The sequence below is a fragment of the Candidatus Epulonipiscium viviparus genome (assembly GCF_030708075.1).
Classification (GTDB): Bacteria; Bacillota; Clostridia; order Lachnospirales; family Cellulosilyticaceae; genus Epulonipiscioides; species Epulonipiscioides viviparus.
The window spans coordinates 2,149,476-2,166,370 of record NZ_CP117982.1; the positions used below are offsets into that span (position 1 = coordinate 2,149,476).

At 34.7% G+C, this 16,895-nt stretch carries 16 protein-coding genes; 3 read left to right on the top strand and 13 right to left on the bottom strand.

All coding sequences use genetic code 11. From position 1 onward, the window contains the following. Nucleotides 1–122: 122 nt before the first annotated feature. The 4 genes from PCY70_RS08980 to lgt all read right to left on the bottom strand — a co-directional run bounded on the left by PCY70_RS08980 (nucleotide 123) and on the right by lgt (nucleotide 3,801). Entirely contained in the window at nucleotides 123–371 is a 249-nt protein-coding gene (locus PCY70_RS08980) for a hypothetical protein (RefSeq protein ID WP_305767087.1), read from the bottom strand. A 49-nt stretch (nucleotides 372–420) separates the two neighbouring features. Beyond that, the gene (locus PCY70_RS08985) at nucleotides 421–1,797 is read right to left on the bottom strand and encodes an ABC transporter substrate-binding protein (protein WP_305767088.1); all 1,377 of its coding nucleotides are present in this window, start codon (nucleotides 1,795–1,797) and stop codon (nucleotides 421–423) included. Between the two features lie 191 nt (nucleotides 1,798–1,988). Next, nucleotides 1,989–2,936 (bottom strand): tRNA dihydrouridine synthase DusB, encoded by a 948-nt coding sequence (gene dusB / locus PCY70_RS08990; protein ID WP_305767089.1) that lies wholly within the window; start codon nucleotides 2,934–2,936, stop codon nucleotides 1,989–1,991. 1 nt (nucleotide 2,937) lies between these two features. Beyond that, nucleotides 2,938–3,801 (bottom strand): prolipoprotein diacylglyceryl transferase, encoded by an 864-nt coding sequence (gene lgt / locus PCY70_RS08995; protein ID WP_010169050.1) that lies wholly within the window; start codon nucleotides 3,799–3,801, stop codon nucleotides 2,938–2,940. A 339-nt stretch (nucleotides 3,802–4,140) separates the two neighbouring features. Between lgt and ychF the strand changes: the two genes are divergently transcribed. The 3 genes from ychF (at nucleotide 4,141) to PCY70_RS09010 (ending at nucleotide 7,309) form a co-directional block, all read left to right on the top strand. After that, nucleotides 4,141–5,229, top strand: coding sequence for a redox-regulated ATPase YchF (gene ychF / locus PCY70_RS09000; protein WP_029488357.1), 1,089 nt, complete (start codon nucleotides 4,141–4,143; stop codon nucleotides 5,227–5,229). Between the two features lie 9 nt (nucleotides 5,230–5,238). Continuing rightward, complete coding sequence (locus tag PCY70_RS09005; protein ID WP_305767090.1) at nucleotides 5,239–6,030, top strand: MBL fold metallo-hydrolase; 792 nt, start codon at nucleotides 5,239–5,241, stop codon at nucleotides 6,028–6,030. Nucleotides 6,031–6,121: 91 nt separating this feature from the next. Continuing rightward, nucleotides 6,122–7,309: a hypothetical protein gene (locus PCY70_RS09010; protein WP_305767091.1), complete on the top strand. Its 1,188-nt coding sequence runs from the start codon at nucleotides 6,122–6,124 to the stop codon at nucleotides 7,307–7,309. A 201-nt stretch (nucleotides 7,310–7,510) separates the two neighbouring features. On the opposite strand, the gene PCY70_RS09015 is transcribed toward PCY70_RS09010, so the two are convergent. From PCY70_RS09015 to topA, 9 genes are read right to left on the bottom strand one after another with little or no spacing between them, the layout of a single operon-like run. Further along, nucleotides 7,511–7,837: a biotin synthase BioB gene (locus PCY70_RS09015; protein ID WP_305767092.1), complete on the bottom strand. Its 327-nt coding sequence runs from the start codon at nucleotides 7,835–7,837 to the stop codon at nucleotides 7,511–7,513. Nucleotides 7,838–7,842: 5 nt separating this feature from the next. Further along, nucleotides 7,843–8,256 (bottom strand): prepilin peptidase, encoded by a 414-nt coding sequence (locus PCY70_RS09020; RefSeq protein ID WP_305767093.1) that lies wholly within the window; start codon nucleotides 8,254–8,256, stop codon nucleotides 7,843–7,845. Between the two features lie 49 nt (nucleotides 8,257–8,305). Beyond that, nucleotides 8,306–9,247 (bottom strand): 3'-5' exoribonuclease YhaM family protein, encoded by a 942-nt coding sequence (locus PCY70_RS09025; RefSeq protein WP_010169039.1) that lies wholly within the window; start codon nucleotides 9,245–9,247, stop codon nucleotides 8,306–8,308. A gap of 34 nt (nucleotides 9,248–9,281) precedes the next feature. Continuing rightward, on the bottom strand, nucleotides 9,282–9,842 hold the full coding sequence (pgsA, locus tag PCY70_RS09030) for a CDP-diacylglycerol--glycerol-3-phosphate 3-phosphatidyltransferase (protein ID WP_010169037.1): 561 nt from the start codon (nucleotides 9,840–9,842) through the stop codon (nucleotides 9,282–9,284). Continuing rightward, nucleotides 9,826–11,166 carry a 30S ribosomal protein S12 methylthiotransferase RimO gene (gene rimO, locus PCY70_RS09035; RefSeq protein ID WP_305767094.1) on the bottom strand — a complete coding sequence of 447 codons (1,341 nt, stop codon included), beginning with the start codon at nucleotides 11,164–11,166 and terminating at the stop codon, nucleotides 9,826–9,828. The genes pgsA and rimO overlap by 17 nt, the downstream gene beginning before the upstream one ends. 21 nt (nucleotides 11,167–11,187) lie before the next feature. Continuing rightward, entirely contained in the window at nucleotides 11,188–12,036 is an 849-nt protein-coding gene (locus tag PCY70_RS09040; protein WP_010169032.1) for a bifunctional 5,10-methylenetetrahydrofolate dehydrogenase/5,10-methenyltetrahydrofolate cyclohydrolase, read from the bottom strand. Further along, complete coding sequence (locus tag PCY70_RS09045; RefSeq protein WP_305767095.1) at nucleotides 12,037–13,701, bottom strand: formate--tetrahydrofolate ligase; 1,665 nt, start codon at nucleotides 13,699–13,701, stop codon at nucleotides 12,037–12,039. Between the two features lie 3 nt (nucleotides 13,702–13,704). Beyond that, nucleotides 13,705–14,832 carry a tRNA 2-selenouridine(34) synthase MnmH gene (gene mnmH / locus PCY70_RS09050; RefSeq protein ID WP_305767096.1) on the bottom strand — a complete coding sequence of 376 codons (1,128 nt, stop codon included), beginning with the start codon at nucleotides 14,830–14,832 and terminating at the stop codon, nucleotides 13,705–13,707. Next, nucleotides 14,801–16,873 carry a type I DNA topoisomerase gene (gene topA / locus PCY70_RS09055; protein ID WP_305767097.1) on the bottom strand — a complete coding sequence of 691 codons (2,073 nt, stop codon included), beginning with the start codon at nucleotides 16,871–16,873 and terminating at the stop codon, nucleotides 14,801–14,803. Before topA ends, mnmH begins: the two co-directional genes overlap by 32 nt. Between the last annotated feature and the right edge of the window lie 22 nt (nucleotides 16,874–16,895).

Genomic DNA, 16,895 nt, shown 5'->3' on the forward strand with positions numbered 1-16,895 from the left:
GTTGTATCTAAAATAAATATATTGTTAATAATTAATTCGTAATTATCTTTCAACTAGATTATTAACTATTTGCAACGATAATATACATAACGATTGAATGTATTTTACCAAACTTCTTTATTTTAAGGCATTTCAATGGGATACACGGGATATTCCGTTGATTCGAGTGGTTCATCTGCGATAATTTCGGTTTGCGTAGATGCTTCATCGGCAACAGCTTGAAATCTCTCTTTGGCTTCTTCTAACATCGCATTGCTATCTGCTTCAAATTTTGTGAGGGCTTCCTGGATTTGTTTTTCTGCTGTTTCAATAGGAGAAACGCATCCAGTTAACAACATGGCAGCGAAAAAACTTGCTAATGATTTTTTCATAACGGTTTCCTCTTTTTATAAGATTGTAAAATATAGCAACTGAGGGTGCTTACTTGTTCCCAGCTGCATTCAATTTGTCAATTTCAACTTGCCAGATAGGAGTCATCGATTCTACAGATTCGGCTGGAGTTTTGCTTCTCCAATACACATCGCTTGCGACACCATCGGTTTTTACGCTGCCTGCAATGAAATTTTGATAATCGATTTTTGCGTTTGCAGGGTTGAACATGATCGCAAGGGTTTCCTCGACTGCGCGCTCATCTCTATATGATGGATAGAACGGGGTCATCCAATCATCTGGTCCGTCGTATCCTGGAGGAGGCGTGTTCCATAATTCGAGAGCAAACATAATGTCTTCAACTTCTTCTGGGCTGAATGTGTTTGGGATAACCCATGTGGCGTCGCTCATACCTACAACATAATCTGTTGCACGAGGGCCTTTAGGAAAGCACACAAAACCAAAATCGTCTTCCATTTCGCGATTGAAATTAGCAGCTTGCCATTCGTCGCCTATGTGCATAGCAACTTTAGCATTGAGAAACAATTGATCGATGCCTGCCCAATTTTCAGGATACAAATCGAAGTCTTGCGCTATATAATCTGCTGCCCAAGTGAAGGCTTCCATAGTTTCTGGCGATGAAAGATTGATAAAATATTTGCCATCTTCATCTCTACCAACGTAGCTGCCGTTATTGGACAGAGTTGCTATATGGAATAATCTGGATAAATTTAAAGATTGTGCATAGACATCGTTTACACCATCATTGTCTGTATCGCGAGTGAGCTTCTCTGAAATTTCCCATAATTTATCCCAGGTCCATTCACCGCTTGCTTGTAGATCATATAATAAATCGGGGTCAAGACCAGCTTCTTCGAACAATCTTTTGTTGAAGTATAGTCCCATTTTAGGTTCAAATTCTACTGCAATACCATATACGGCATCGCCAACAGTGGACATTTCGATTACTTGCTCATGCCATATTGGGTCGTCTAAATTAATGCTTTCAACTTTTGTTAAATCATATGCAAGACCACTATTTATTGCCGATGCTTGATAATTGGATTGAAATCTAAAAATCTCCGCAGCAGGTTCGCCAGCTAGGGTAGAGGTTGAAAAGAGCTCCAAAGTTTCGTTCCATTTGGTGAGTGCAAGTTCTTCGAATTTAAAGTTATGCTTTTCCATCATTTCATTGCGGTATTCCCAGAGCGCTTCATCGTATGCGTTGACCTTAACTTCTGGCTCCTTAACTTCTGCCCAACTTGCAATTGTAACGACTAGACCTCCAAGATCGCGAACGGGCACACTCGCTTCTGATGTGGGTGCAGTAATTTCTGTAGGTGCAACAGTTTCTGTGGAGTCGTTTCCACTGCATCCAACTAATGCTGTTGTGACAATTGCTATGTATAACGCGAATTTATGATTCATAAGTTACCTCCTAGATATTTGTATCTAATATTATACATAAATTGTAATGTTTGTCAATGAAGAATAGCAAAATACCTATGCATAGGATTATTTGAGATATTCATTTGTGATTTTTATATAATTAGAGAATTTAATATCATTTTTGAAGGTTTCAGTTTTTTGGCATAAAAAAAAGTAGACCGAAATCTACTTTATAAAAGTTTATTTAATTCATATTTAATATCATCTAATGAAGTTGCCTTGTTTAATTCACTTCTAAGTTTGGCGGCTTGTGGGAATCCTTTTATATAACACGATAAATGTGCTCTCATTTCACGAATGCCAATATACTCGCCTTTGAAAGCAATTAAACTTTGGGTGTGCTTCAAAATGATTTCTATTTTTTCTGGTAAGGTGGGATCTGGAAGAAGCTCTCCGGTATTGAGATAGTGTAGCGTGCGCTGAAAGATCCAAGGGTTTCCGAGGGCCGCTCTGCCAATCATGATAGCATCGCAATTGGTGTAGTCTAGCATGGCTTTTGCATCCTCGGGAGATTTGATATCACCATTGCCTATGAGCGGAATGGCTATTTTGGATTTGACCTTTTTTATAATGTCCCAGTCGGCAACTCCAGAATAAAACTGATCTCTGGTGCGACCATGCAACGTGATGGCAGACGCACCTGCAGCTTCGATTGCTTGTGCAACTTCTATTGCGTTAACTTCTGTGTAACCCTTTCGAATTTTAACGGTCACTGGCTTTGGTGACGCTTTGGCAACAGCACTGACTATTGTATAAACCAACTTAGGGTTAGCAAGGAGAGCAGAGCCTTCGCCGTTTTTTGTAATTTTGGGTGCAGGGCAGCCCATGTTGAGATCTATAAAATCTACAGAACTCTCAGATACTTGCTGTGCCATAGCAGATAAGATACTGGGATCGCTGCCAAACAACTGTGCCGCTACCGGATGCTCAGTATCAGCAACTTGTAATAATACGCAAGTTTTATCATTTTCGTAGAGTAGAGCTTTTGCACTCACCATTTCTGTATATACAAGTCCGGCTCCAAACTCTTTGCAAATATTTCGATAAGGTAAGTCAGTAAATCCAGCCATTGGCGCCAGAGCGATGTTATTGGGTATTTCGATTGTTCCGATTTTCATATCACAGACTAAAGATCCTTTTGCTAGCTTTTTTTCGAACAACTAAGCAGCCTAGAATGCCGACTATAATAGAAAATAGTGCAACAAGTTGAGAGATCGGTATTCCGATGCCAGGTATTACGAGTTGGTCTGTGCGAAGGCCTTCGATCCAAAAGCGACCGATTCCATATCCTATTATATACCAAAAGAAAATTTCGCCGTGTGCTTTTTTTCGTTTATAGTAGATTAGCAATATAATTAATAAAACGATGTTCCAGGTAGATTCATAAAAGAATGTTGGATGGACCTGGATGTATGTTAGGCCCTGATCGATTACTAAATTATCTAAAATAGTAGGTGTAAGAGAATGCGCGGCGTCGCTTTTTAGAATGCGCATTGCAAAATATCCATCGGTATAATCACCAAAAGCTTCTTTATTAACAAAGTTGCCGTAGCGACCGATGGCCTGACCTAACAAAAGGCCTGGAGCCCATATATCTCCGAATTGTAGCAAATTGATGCGCTTAATTCTGGTGTAGACAATGGCAACGATGATAGATGCAATGATGGCGCCGTATATGGCGATGCCACCCTGGCGTAAATTAAAAATTTGACCGATGTTGTTACTATAGTAGTCCCATTTGAATGCTACATAATAGATTCTGGCACCAATGATAGCAAAAATAATATCAATCATAATGAAATCATAAACGGAATCAGGAGAAATTTTTTCAACTTTGGCTAATTGCGCACATAGCAGCGTTCCTAGAATAATCCCTGTTGTTATTATGATTCCATACCAATAGATTGGCAGTCCAAAAATGGAAAAAGCTACCGAATCAATATTGAACGAAAGTCCTATGTTTGGAAAATATATATTTGGCATATTTTGCTCCTTAAAAATGGTATGAAATTTTTAGTTTTTGTACAAACTGTTATAGAGTAAAAATATTTTATTTGAGGTGATTTATGGCAAATCAAACTTGTAGACACTATAGAGTAGCACAAAAACAGCATGAAGTATATGAACCAGAACAAGAAATTAAAAAAGCTATTTGTAATCCCTATTCGGTCTTATTGATCATACCATGTATTTTATCATTAATGCTAGGCTTTTGTCTAGGGAAAATAAAGTAAACTTTGGCGAGGATGCTCGCCTTTTTTGTTGCAAGTTGAAAAAAAGTCTTGTATAATAGGAAAATATTTGAGAAAGGAATGAAGAAATATGAATTTAGGGATTGTGGGGCTTCCGAACGTCGGAAAGAGTACATTATTTAATGCGTTAACAAAAATGGAAGCTGATGCTGCGAATTATCCGTTTTGTACAATAGAACCAAATACCGGAAGAGTGAATGTGCCGGATAGCAGATTAGATGTATTAAGCGAAATGTATAAAAGCGAGAAAGTTATACCAGCAGTATGTGAGTTTGTAGATATAGCGGGGTTGATAAAAGGCGCTAGTAAAGGGGAGGGCTTGGGCAATCAATTTTTGTCGCATATAAGAGAAGTTGATGCGATTGTTCAAGTGGTGCGTTGCTTTGAAGATGAAAATATTATTCATGTGGACAAAACTATCGACCCTGTAAGAGATATAGAAACGATAAATTTAGAATTGATATTGTCGGATATGGAAGTGCTAGATCGTCGTATTGCAAAGACCAAAAAAGTTGCCAAAGCAGATAAGGCGGCACAAAAGGAAGTTGTATTTCTTGAAAAACTATACGCGCATTTAGAAGAAGGTCAGCCTGCAAAAAGTATGGAGACAGAAGATGATGACGAGGCAGCATTGTTAAAAAATCTGGGGCTTATCAGTCAAAAGCCTACCTTATATGCAGCAAATGTTGCAGAAGCAGATCTTGTGACAGAAAATGAGTATGTAAAGCAATTACGTGATTTTGCAAAGACTGAAGGATCGGAAGTGTTTGTGGTTTCAGCTCAAATTGAACAAGAATTATCAGAACTTGATGCCGAAGAAAAAGCAATCTTTTTGGAGGATCTGGGCATTACAGATACTGGGTTTGCCAAGTTAATCAATGCTAGTTATAAATTACTAGGATTAATAAGTTATTTAACAGCAGGACCAAAAGAAGTTCGTGCATGGACAATTACAAAAGGAACCAAAGCTCCGGGAGCAGCTGGAAAAATTCATTCAGATTTTGAAAGAGGATTTATACGAGCAGAAGTGGTCAACTTTGATGATCTGGTAGCGTGTGGTTCATATAATGGAGCAAAAGAGAAAGGATTAGTAAACGTTGAAGGGAAAGAGTATGTCGTTAAAGATGGCGATATAATTTTGTTTAGATTTAATGTTTAGAATGTAGAAATGGATATGAAATTATGTATTTTAGCAAGTGGAAGTAAAGGTAATTGCACATATATAAAGGCGGGGAAAGCTCGTATTTTGGTAGATATTGGTATTAGCGTAACTCAAGTAATAGCAAAACTTAAGCAAATTGGTGTTGATCCAGTAGATATTACTGCAATCTTTATTACGCACGAGCATGATGATCATATCAAGGGTGTTGGATTTTTTTCACGAAAGTTTGGCACTCCCATATATGCGACTCAAAAAACTTGGGATGTAATCCTAGCCAAAGAGCTACTGGGCAAAGTAACAAATATAAAAATTATAGACGTGGCAGTTCCTGTTCTCATAGCTAATGTTTTGCGAATTAAGGCCTTTAGCATTTCGCATGATACAGTGGATCCTGTAGGGTATGTATTTAATACAACAACAAAGAAAATAGGATATTTAACAGACTGCGGAACTATTGATCAAAATATTGTATCAGAATTATCTGATTGTAATGGAATTGTTTTAGAATTCAATCACGAGCTAAACTTATTGGAAGTTGGAAAATATCCGTATTTTCTAAAGAAGCGCATTGCAAGTAACATAGGGCATCTTTCTAACGATGATGCTGCCAAATTATTATCAGATGTGTATCACAAAAATTTAAAATGGGCTATCTTGGCTCATATTAGTGAGGAAAATAATGTACCAGAATTAGCATACCTCAGCGCTAAAAATATATTAAAAGGTAATAATAAAAATTCTGATATTCAACTATATATAGCGCAACAAAAAAAACCTTCGGCCATATTAACTATTTGATATGGCTTTTTTATTTCTATTAAGAATATACAAAAATTTGTCGACATAATATTTAGTATAGGTAGAAATAATTTTGGAAAGGAATAAGTTCATGAAAATAAAAAAAACATGTATGATATTAATCAGTAGTTTGGCCATGTCGACTAATTTTATTTATGCTTATGTGGATGCATCGTTGCCTTCGACCGAGCATATGGCAACATTTCCACTGGTTAAGGAAATGCACTATCAAGTTACTAATGTAATGGATTCGCTGCAAGTGTATGAATATAACTCTGCTGGAAATATTGTACGCAAAAGTTTTTATACGGGACCGGATGGACCAGCATTTCCAGAAGATCCCAAACCGAAAAAAGGTGAACCTATTATTGTAGCTCCAACAGAATATTTATCAAATGGCTTGATTGATTATCGAAGAAAAGACAAAGTTCAAAACTATACAGAGCAAGCTAGAACAATATATGACTATCAATATAATACAAATGGACTGTCAATAATAGAAACAAATTATAGTCTAAATTCAATGAATAATCTTGATGCAGTGGAAACGAAAACATATCAATATGATACAAATGGAAAGCTGTTAAAGTATGAATTGTATGTACAAAATAGTTTGATTAACTCTAAAATTTATGAATATGACATACTTAAAACGACAACATATGTGTACGACAGCTTGAATGCGGCACCAGAAGCAGTGGTATCAGATTACAATCCAAAAGGAAATGTGGTAAAAGAAACTTTTACGACAGCAGATCAAACGGTCGTTCGTATTACTAAGTATGATGAATATGACAATATTACCCAAATTAGTGATTATTTAGATAGCGAAAAGGGACCTCTTATCAACCGTTCTACCTATGAGTATGATTCACGTGGTGATCAAATCAAAATTAATCGTACACCTGTAGATCAACCTACTTCATTTGAGATATTTGAATATGATGATAATCACAATTTAATCAGACATAATTTTTATATAAATAATCAATTAGATAAGTATTATCTATATTCTTACGATATATACGGAAATAAAATTACAGAGAGATATTATATGAATGGAGTTTTACAGCATGTAATCACTAATGCCTATGATTCTGCGCAAAATATAGTTAGGCATGAGCAATTTTTTAGCCCAGGGAATCTGAAAAATTTCTTTAGTTTATATACATACGAAGATACAGGAAATGTTCTTTACAAATATGATTTTAGAGATAACGGAGTGCAGACAGGATATACTCTTTATAACTATGCATATGGTTCAACTGCTCTAAACTAGAAGGTTACTGGCAAATCGTCCAAGCCTTATATAGATATGCCAGCAATAGTGAGAGGTGGGCTGAAATATAACAGATTGCCAAGTGGTCTTCAAGCCTAATTTGAGAGTTTCTTTATATGTTTGATAACTGATTCTAAGTGAAGCATCAAAGCTTTGCTTAGTTTTTTTATTTGCTTAATAATATTAATAATGTTCTGCTGTTTAAAAATGAAATCCCATTTCTTTGATCTTCTGAATGTCTTCTTCCATTGATATTCCAGCTGTTGTTAGCATATCTCCAGTAATTGTGGCATTTGCTCCGCAGCGAAAAAGTGAGTAACCACTATCACTCATAAGCCCTCTGCCACCTGCAAGTCTTAAATATGCTGTTGGTAATATAAATCTAAAAAGAGCCACCGTTTTTCGAAAATCTTCTTCAGTAATTTTATCCAGTGTTTCATAAGGTGTTCCTTTGACAGGGTTTAACATATTGATCGGAACACTTTGAACATTCAGCTCTCTAAGAGAGAACGCTAAGTCTATTAGCAAGTTATTTATCTCATAAACATGGCTACCACAATTCCAATTGCAAGATAAGGTCCAAATGCAAATTCCCTTTCTGGATTTCCGGCAATTGATTTTACTGCATACCAAAATAATGCAATATAACAAGCTGTAGAAAAGGCTATCATAATTTTTGATGCACCCAAATACAGCCCAGCACCTGTCATCAATTTTAGATCTCCTCCACCCATTGCTTGTTCTTTTGTGAAAACTATGATCAAAAATAGAATACTCGGAATTATCAACATTCCTACAATGTGTTCAACAATATTATTAGCATTCATTGCTGTATTTATAATTCCCAAACACATTATTGCTGCAGTAAATTTGGGTGGAATTATTTTCGTTGCAGCATCAGATATAGATATGCATATTAAATATACGCACATTAAAACTTCTAACATATAAATCTCCTAAACTCATTTTCTAATATGGACTAAAAAGCCCCCACTTCTATAAGTGAGGGGAGTAACCAGTATTTCTAATATTACGATTTAAAATTTTATTAAATCCTGTGTATTTTGCATCTTTAGCTGCGGTCAAAATTTCTTCAAACATCTTTAGCCTAGAATCTGTATAATCTGCAAGATGAACAATCATTGCTTCGATTGATTTTGGAACTTCTGGAGATCCATATTGCTGCTCTCCATGATGAGATATTAAGATGTGCAATATAAAATTAGCGACATCAGGATTGAATCCATCTAGCTTTGAAATTTCTAAGGCTACTCGATTGGTGCCTAATACAATATGACCTAGCAATTGCCCTGCATCTGTGTATTCATTTTCTGGAAATCCAGAGAGTTCGTCTATTTTGCCAATATCATGAAGAAGACAGCCGGTAATTACTAAATCTTTATTTGCATGCTCATACAAATTGCTAAGGAATACTCCAATTTGAGTCATCGTGATAGAATGTTCTAGTAATCCGCTCAAATATGCATGATGAATTGTTTTTGCTGCAGGCTTGGTGAAGAATTTTTTATGAGTCTGTTCGTCTAAAAATATTGTTTCTAATAATCTTTTCATGTCAGCATCTTGAACAATATCAATATATTTATAGAGCTCTTCTTCTAATTTTGCAATATCCTTATTAGTATGTGGAATCAGCGCTGCGAGATCATATTCACCTTCTTTAGCAGGTCTGATTTTAAATATGTTTAGTTGAGGCTGATCTAAAAAAAGTGTAACCTCTCCTTCTACATAAACAACCTGTTCACTTTGGTATGGTTCAATTGCTGTATGAAATGCCCATACTTTGGCATCAATTATACCGCTCTCATCTTGTAATTTAAGAGAATGGTAGTCTTTACCATTTTTATTTTTAAGAATTTGCTTATTTTTGGTTATAAAATAACCTTTCACATGTGTTTGTGGAACAAAATCTGAAATCATATCTCCCTCCTTTGCCACATTAAAGTAGCAAAACTTATTTTTCGTTAAATACTTCCTTATTATCCACCAAATATTTTACGCCAGAAACAATGGTAAGAACCAATGAACAATAAGCTAATATCGTCGCAGTTGTACTCATAAAATCGTTTGTATACGGACATAAATAAAATATAATCATGATCATTTGTACAACAGTTTTAATTTTTCCGAGCATATTGGCACTGACAATGATATTTTGCCCAGCTGCTATTAGTCGAACCCCAGAAACCATAAATTCTCTTAATAAAATCAGCACGACTATCCAAGCTGGTAAGACGCCATTGGGGACAGATTTCCCCATATCAATAAGAGCAATCATAGCAGTACAGACCAGCATCTTGTCTGCAAGTGGATCCATAAATTTTCCTAAATTTGTAACTAAATTTAATTTTCGAGCCAAATATCCATCAAGAAAATCAGTAAAGCTAGCTATAATAAATATAATTAAAGAAATCCATAAAGTGGTGATAAAGTTAAAAAAGGGAATCCATATTACTGTCATAAATACAAATACTAAAATAATTCTAAGTGTTGTAAGCTTATTCGCAATATTCATAGACTACTTCTCCAATCAAATCATACTCATCAGCTTGAGTAATTTTCACAGAAATAAAATCTCCACACATCAAATCGCCTTCATATTCTACAAAAACTTTTGAATCTACCACAGGTGCATCGCCATAAGTTCTGCCAATATAAACATCCTCCTTTTCTAGTTTGCCTTCTATTAAAACTCTAAAAATTTTGCCAACTTTTGTAGCACAAATTTGTTTAGAAATTTCTTGCTGGATTTTCATAATTGTGTTTTTACGCGATTCTTTGATATGCTCATCAATTTGATTTGCAAGTTTAGCAGCAGGGGTGCCTTCTTCTTGAGAATACGTAAAAACTCCAAGACGATCCAGTTTAGTTTCTTTTACAAAGTCAATTAAATTATTGAAATCTTCTTCTGTTTCTCCAGGAAATCCGACTATCAAAGTAGATCGAATCATTATATTCGGGATATTATCACGTAATTTTTGGATCAATTGTTTTAAAAATGCGTTGCTACTTTTTCTGTTCATTCGTTTTAAAATCTGATCCGAAGAGTGTTGAATAGGAATATCCAAATACTTACAAACTTTGGAATTTACCTTAATTTCCTCGATCAATTCATCTGTAATATTTTCGGGATAACAATACAATATTCTAATCCATTCGATACCATCTATATCAGAAAGTTCTTGCAGTAAATTTGTGAGCGTATATCCTTTATCGATTCCATACATTGTAGTATTTTGTGCTACCAAAATAATTTCACTTACTCCATCTTCTGCTAGTTGCATAACCTCTTCAACAATCTTTTCTTTTGGACGGCTTCTATATTGACCACGAAGAGATGGGATTATACAATAGGTACAATGACTGTTGCATCCTTCGGCAATTTTTATATATGCAAAATAACCTCCAGTGGTTAATACTCTTGGCATATTCTCCAAATGTGGTCGATTGACATCTTCGAAGTGTTGCTTTACTTCATTTTGGTCTAGTACATTTCTTGCGATGTGAACAATTTTATCATAAGAAGTAGTGCCGACCACAGCATCCACTTCTGGCATCTCTTCTAACAATTCGGTTTTATACCTTTCTGCCATACATCCTGTTACAATTAATGCCTTGCAATTTCCTGTTTTTTTATATTGTGCAACTTCTAATATACTATCAATACTTTCTTGTTTTGCATCATCTATAAAACAGCAAGTATTAACGATAATAACTTCAGCTTTATCCTCTTCGCTTATTAATACAAAACCTCCTTCGTTTAAAAGGCCTAACATATGTTCGCTATCTACTAAATTTTTATCACATCCCAGTGATAAAAATGTAACTGTATTTGCCACCTAACAACTTCCTTTCCATATTTAAACATGTAATTGTGCAGCTCGTACACAATTTTTAAGCAACATAGCAATGGTCATAGGTCCAACCCCACCAGGTACTGGAGTAATATACTCTGCAATACCCAAGCAAGAATCGAAATCAACATCCCCGCATAATTTACCATTTTCGTCATGGGTTATTCCTACATCTATTACGACAGCTTTAGGTTTAATCATTGCTCCAGTAATAAATTTTGCTTTGCCTACAGCTGAAATCAGTATATCGGCTGTTTTTATTTCATTCGCTAAGTTAACAGTTTTTGAATGGCAGATACAAACTGTCGCATCTTCGTTTAAAAGCATTAATGCTAAAGGTTTTCCTACAATATTACTGCGTCCTATAATAACACATTTTTTGCCGGCTATTTCAATATTTTCATGTTTTAAAAGCGCCATAATTCCCAATGGAGTACAACTTTCAAAGGAAGAACCGCCTGCAATGAGACCAGCTAAATTCTCTTTTGAAAAGCCATCAACATCTTTAGAAGGAGATATAGCAGCTATAATAGTCGATTGATCCATATGTTTAGGAAGTGGCAATTGAACCAATATTCCATCCACAGAATGAGAATCATTTAATACCTCAATTAATTCTAGTACATTATTTGTTGTACTACTTTCATCTAATGTGTAGATTTGAGATTTTATTCCAACATAATCGCAGGCTTTTTGCTTGTTCTTGATATATATTTGGGCAGACGAATTTGTTTGAACAGTAATAACAGATAACCCTACAGTTTCAGGAGCCATTGCTTCAACAGCATCTTTAACTTCTTGTTTGATAATAGAAGCGATTTTTGTACCATCTATTTTTTTAGTTTCTATATTCATTTAAAATAACCCCGTTACTACACCATTTTTATCAATATCGATTTTTTCAGCAGATGGAATTTTTGGTAATCCAGGCATTGTCATTACGTTACCTGTAAGTGCAACAACAAATCCTGCTCCTGCAGATAAACGAATCTCTTTTACTGTAGTTATAAATTCTGTTGGCGCTCCCAAAGATTTTGCATTATCTGAAAAGGAATACTGATTTTTTGCTATACACACTGGTAAATGGGAAAAGCCTAATTCCTCAATCTTCGCAATCTCTTTTTTGGCAGAAGAATCTATTTTGATTGCTGATGCCCCATATATGTTCGTTGCTATTTTGGTGATTTTATCGATAATAGATGTTGAATCATCATATAAAAATCTAAAATCTGCTGGTTCGTTTTCTAATACATCAACAACTGCGTTGGCAAGATCCAACCCGCCTTCTCCACCAAGTTCCCATACTTTAGAAACGCAAAATTTAGTATTTAGCATTTTACAAATTTCTTCTACTGCGTCTATTTCTGCGGCAGTATCAGTTACAAATGCATTCAATGTTACAATCACAGGAACTCCAAATTGTTTAAGGTTGTGAATATGACGCTTTAGGTTTTCGCTACCCTTGTGAAGAGCATTTAAATTTTCTGTGGTTAAATCTTTTTTGACTCCGCCATTATATTTTAGTGCTCTAATTGTAGTTACTAATACAACGGCATCAGGGGCAATATTTGCTTGACGACATTTAATGTCCATAAATTTTTCGGCACCTAAATCTGCCCCAAATCCAGCTTCTGTTACAGTTATATCACAAAGCTTCATTGCTAAAGTTGTGGCTCTTATGCTATTACATCCATGTGCAATATTTGCAAAAGGTCCGCCATGCATTAAAACTGGAGTATTTTCCAAAGTTTGAACAAGATTAGGATTTATTGCATCTTTGAGAAGAGTTGCCATTGCTCCTTGGGCCTTTAAATTTTTTGCATAAATTGGCTTTTTATCGTAGGTGTATCCTATCATTATATTACCAAGTTTGGTTTTCAAATCTTCCAAATCATTTGCTAAGCATAAAATAGCCATCACTTCAGAAGCAACGGTGATCATAAATCCGTCTTGCCTAATGACTCCGTTTGCCTGCGAATTTAGACCTACTATTATTTCACGTAAAACCCTATCGTTTAAATCAACACACCTCTTAAAAGTGATGGTTGCAGGATCGATTCCTAGCTCATTGCCTTGGTGAATATGATTATCAATCATGGCACATAACAGGTTATTACATGCTCCTACTGCGTGTATGTCACCGGTAAAATGTAGATTTATATCTTCCATAGGTACGACCTGAGAGTATCCACCACCTGCAGCTCCACCTTTAATTCCAAAACAAGGTCCAAGTGATGGTTCTCTCAAAGCGATTATAGCATTTTTGCCTAATTTACTCAGTGCTTGACCTAACCCGACTGTAATTGTAGTTTTGCCTTCCCCAGCTGGAGTTGGATTTGTGGCTGTTACTAAAATAAGTTTGCCATTTTGATTATCTTTTACTTTATTATAGATACTGTTTGCAATTTTTGCTTTATACTTTCCATATTGTTCAATATCTTCTGCTGCAATACCGATTTTTGCTGCGATATCTGTAATAGGTAGCATAGTTGCTGCTTGTGCGATATCTAAATCACTCATTGTTTATAACTCTCCTTTTAAAAAATTTCGTACTTCATTAGTGTTTCCCATAAAGATAATTTTTTTAGAAGTATTTTTCAGTTGATACTTATACATAGGATCATAATAATCTATTAATAGCATCTTGATCCAATCTTTATGCATATCAGTTTGACCAAATATTAATTGTTTGCTAAAAGCAGCATTAAAGCTGTTGATCAGATTCTGAGTTGCAAGACCTCCGAGTCGTTTTTTTAATCTGTCGATACTGCTCATAATATATTTAGCCCATTCGTATAAACCTATATCTGGATCTAAGGCATCGCAATATTCTTTTTGTGCTTCTATAACATATTCTGAATGTGTTATATTCACTCTAGTTTCTATATCTTCTTGTAATATAATTAATTTACCATTAGCAAAATGTGCTGCAAGATCAGTTGGGATAAAGTTAGTTCCAATGTGTCGACCTTCATCTTCAAGTAACATATATTTATAATTTTTATATTTGTTTTGTATCATAGCATATGCCAAATTATTTTCAAAATTGATTTGAGATGGCTGAGGGTCAATATGTCTACCAAATGATGACCCTCGATGATTGGCTAGTTTTTCTAAATCGACAGTTGCTGAAAACTCTGCTAGCAACTTAGTTTTGCCGGTTCCTGTGTATCCACCCAAAATCATAATATGTTGTGGAGCATACTGTGGTTGAAGATTTTCCATTAGATAATGTCGAAAAGCTTTATAACCACCTTCTAATCGTTCTATCTGACGACCTAGTCGTTTTTCGATCCATGACTGTGCAATTTTGGAGCGTTGCCCTCCACGAAAACAATATATAATCGCAGTAGGATTGTTGTTTATAAAATCAACCCATTTACAAATTCGGGTTTCTCGTAATTGTCCAGAAACTAACTCATGACCTAATTCTACTGCACTATCATTACCATGTTGTTTGTATTCTATACCTATTACATGACGTTCTAAATTATCCATAATAGGTATATTAACAGCATTTAAAAATGCACCTTTGTTAAATTCGACTTCTGCTCTAACATCAATTAATGGTGTATTATTTATAACTATATTTTTAAAATTCTTTGTCGTTTGCATATTTTCACTCTTTTTTCGTTTTGTTTTCCTTGCCATAATTACAAGTCTCGTTGACACATACAATTTTTTTATTCTTACCCTTTTCAACCAAAATATCACCACAAATAGGACAGAGCTCTCCAGTAGGTCTTTGCCAAGATATAAAAGAGCATTTATCATCTGCATTATTCTCGCAACCATAATAAATTCTACCTTTTTTACTTTTTTTCAAAATCACTTCTCCGCCACATAAAGGACACTTAACTCCGATAGGCTCAAACCAGGGTTTTGAAAATGTGCATTCTGGAAAATTAGGGCAACCAAAAAATTTGCCATATTTACTATACCGTACTACCAAATTTGTGCCACATTTTTCGCAAGGAATATTAGTTACTTCGGTAACGTCGATATTTTTAATTTCTTCTTCGGCTTTTTTTACTGTTTTATCAAAATTAGGATAAAATGCTTTGATGATTTCCTTCCATTCAATATTTCCCATGGCAATTTCATCGAGTATTCTTTCAAGTTGAGCGGTAAATTCAACATCTACTATTTCGTCAAAATAATTGAGCATTATATTATTAACAATTTCTCCAAGATCAGTAGGATACAATACTTTTTGCTCTTTTGTGATATACCCTCTTGCTAGCAGAGTGGTGATTGTAGGAGCATAAGTGCTTGGTCTACCAACTCCGTTTTCTTCTAATGTCTTAACTAATGATGCTTCTTGATATCTTGCTTTGGGTTTAGTGAAATGTTGATTTTTATCAATTTTAATAAGAGTCAACTCTTCACCTTCTACAACAGTAATTTCTTTAGAACTTTTTTCTTCATCTGCTTCTTTATATATCTTCAAAAATCCATCAAATTTTTCTTTTTGGTAGCTGGCTCCAAAAGTATATTTTCCATTTTGAATTTTAATAGAATGCGTTATAAATGATGCTTCTTTCATTTGACTCGCTAAAAATCTATTATAAATCAAATTATATAACCTATATTGGTCACGAGATAAATATTCTTTTAGGCTTGCGGGATTTTTTTCTAAATACGTTGGTCTAATCGCTTCGTGAGCATCTTGGATATTTTTAGATTTCTTATTGTTTTTTTCATTTTGTTTTAGATAGTTTTCTCCAAAAATATTGATAATATATTCTTTTGCTGCAAGAGAAGCAGATTCCGAAATTCTAGTAGAATCGGTACGAATATAAGATACTATACCTACTTGTTCTTTCTCGATTTTAATTCCTTCATATAGTTGCTGAGCGATATTCATAGTTTTTTGAGTTGAATATCCTAATTGCTTTGCTGCTTCTTGTTGCATAGTACTTGTTGTAAATGGAAGTGGCGAATTTTTAATTTTTTCTCCATTTTTACACTTTAAAACTATAAAGTTATTATGTGCACATTCATCTATAACTTTTTGAGTATCAATTTCATTTTTAAGTTCAAATTTTTTGTTATTAATTTTTTCTAATGTAGCTTCAAAGCCCTTTGTTTTACTCATTTTAAACAAAGCTTTTACAGACCAATATTCTTGTTCTATAAATTCTGTAATTTCTTTTTCTCGATCGCAAATCAGTCGTAAAGTAACCGATTGTACTCGTCCTGCACTAAGCCCTTTGCGAATTTTTTTCCACAATATAGGGCTAATTTTATAACCTACCAATCTATCTAAAATTCGTCTTGCTTGCTGAGCGTCTACCAAATCTAAATTTATATCTCGAGGGTGTTTAAGAGCATCTTTTACAGCAACTTCTGTAATTTCATTAAAAGTTATTCTTTTAACAATCTTACCCTCCAATCGCAATGCAAAATATAAATGCCAAGCAATAGCTTCACCCTCTCTATCTGGGTCTGTGGCCAAATAGATGCATTTTGCATTCTTTGCTTCTTTTCTAAGTTTTTGTATAAGTTCGCCTTTCCCTCTGATTGTAATATATTTAGGTTCATAATCATTGTCAACATCTATTCCTAACTGACTTTTAGGTAAATCTCTAACATGTCCTATAGATGCTTCAACCTTATATGACTTTCCTAAAAATTTGCTAATGGTAGCAACCTTTGCAGCAGATTCCACAATTACTAAATTATTAGCCACAATGAACAACTCCTCCATAAAG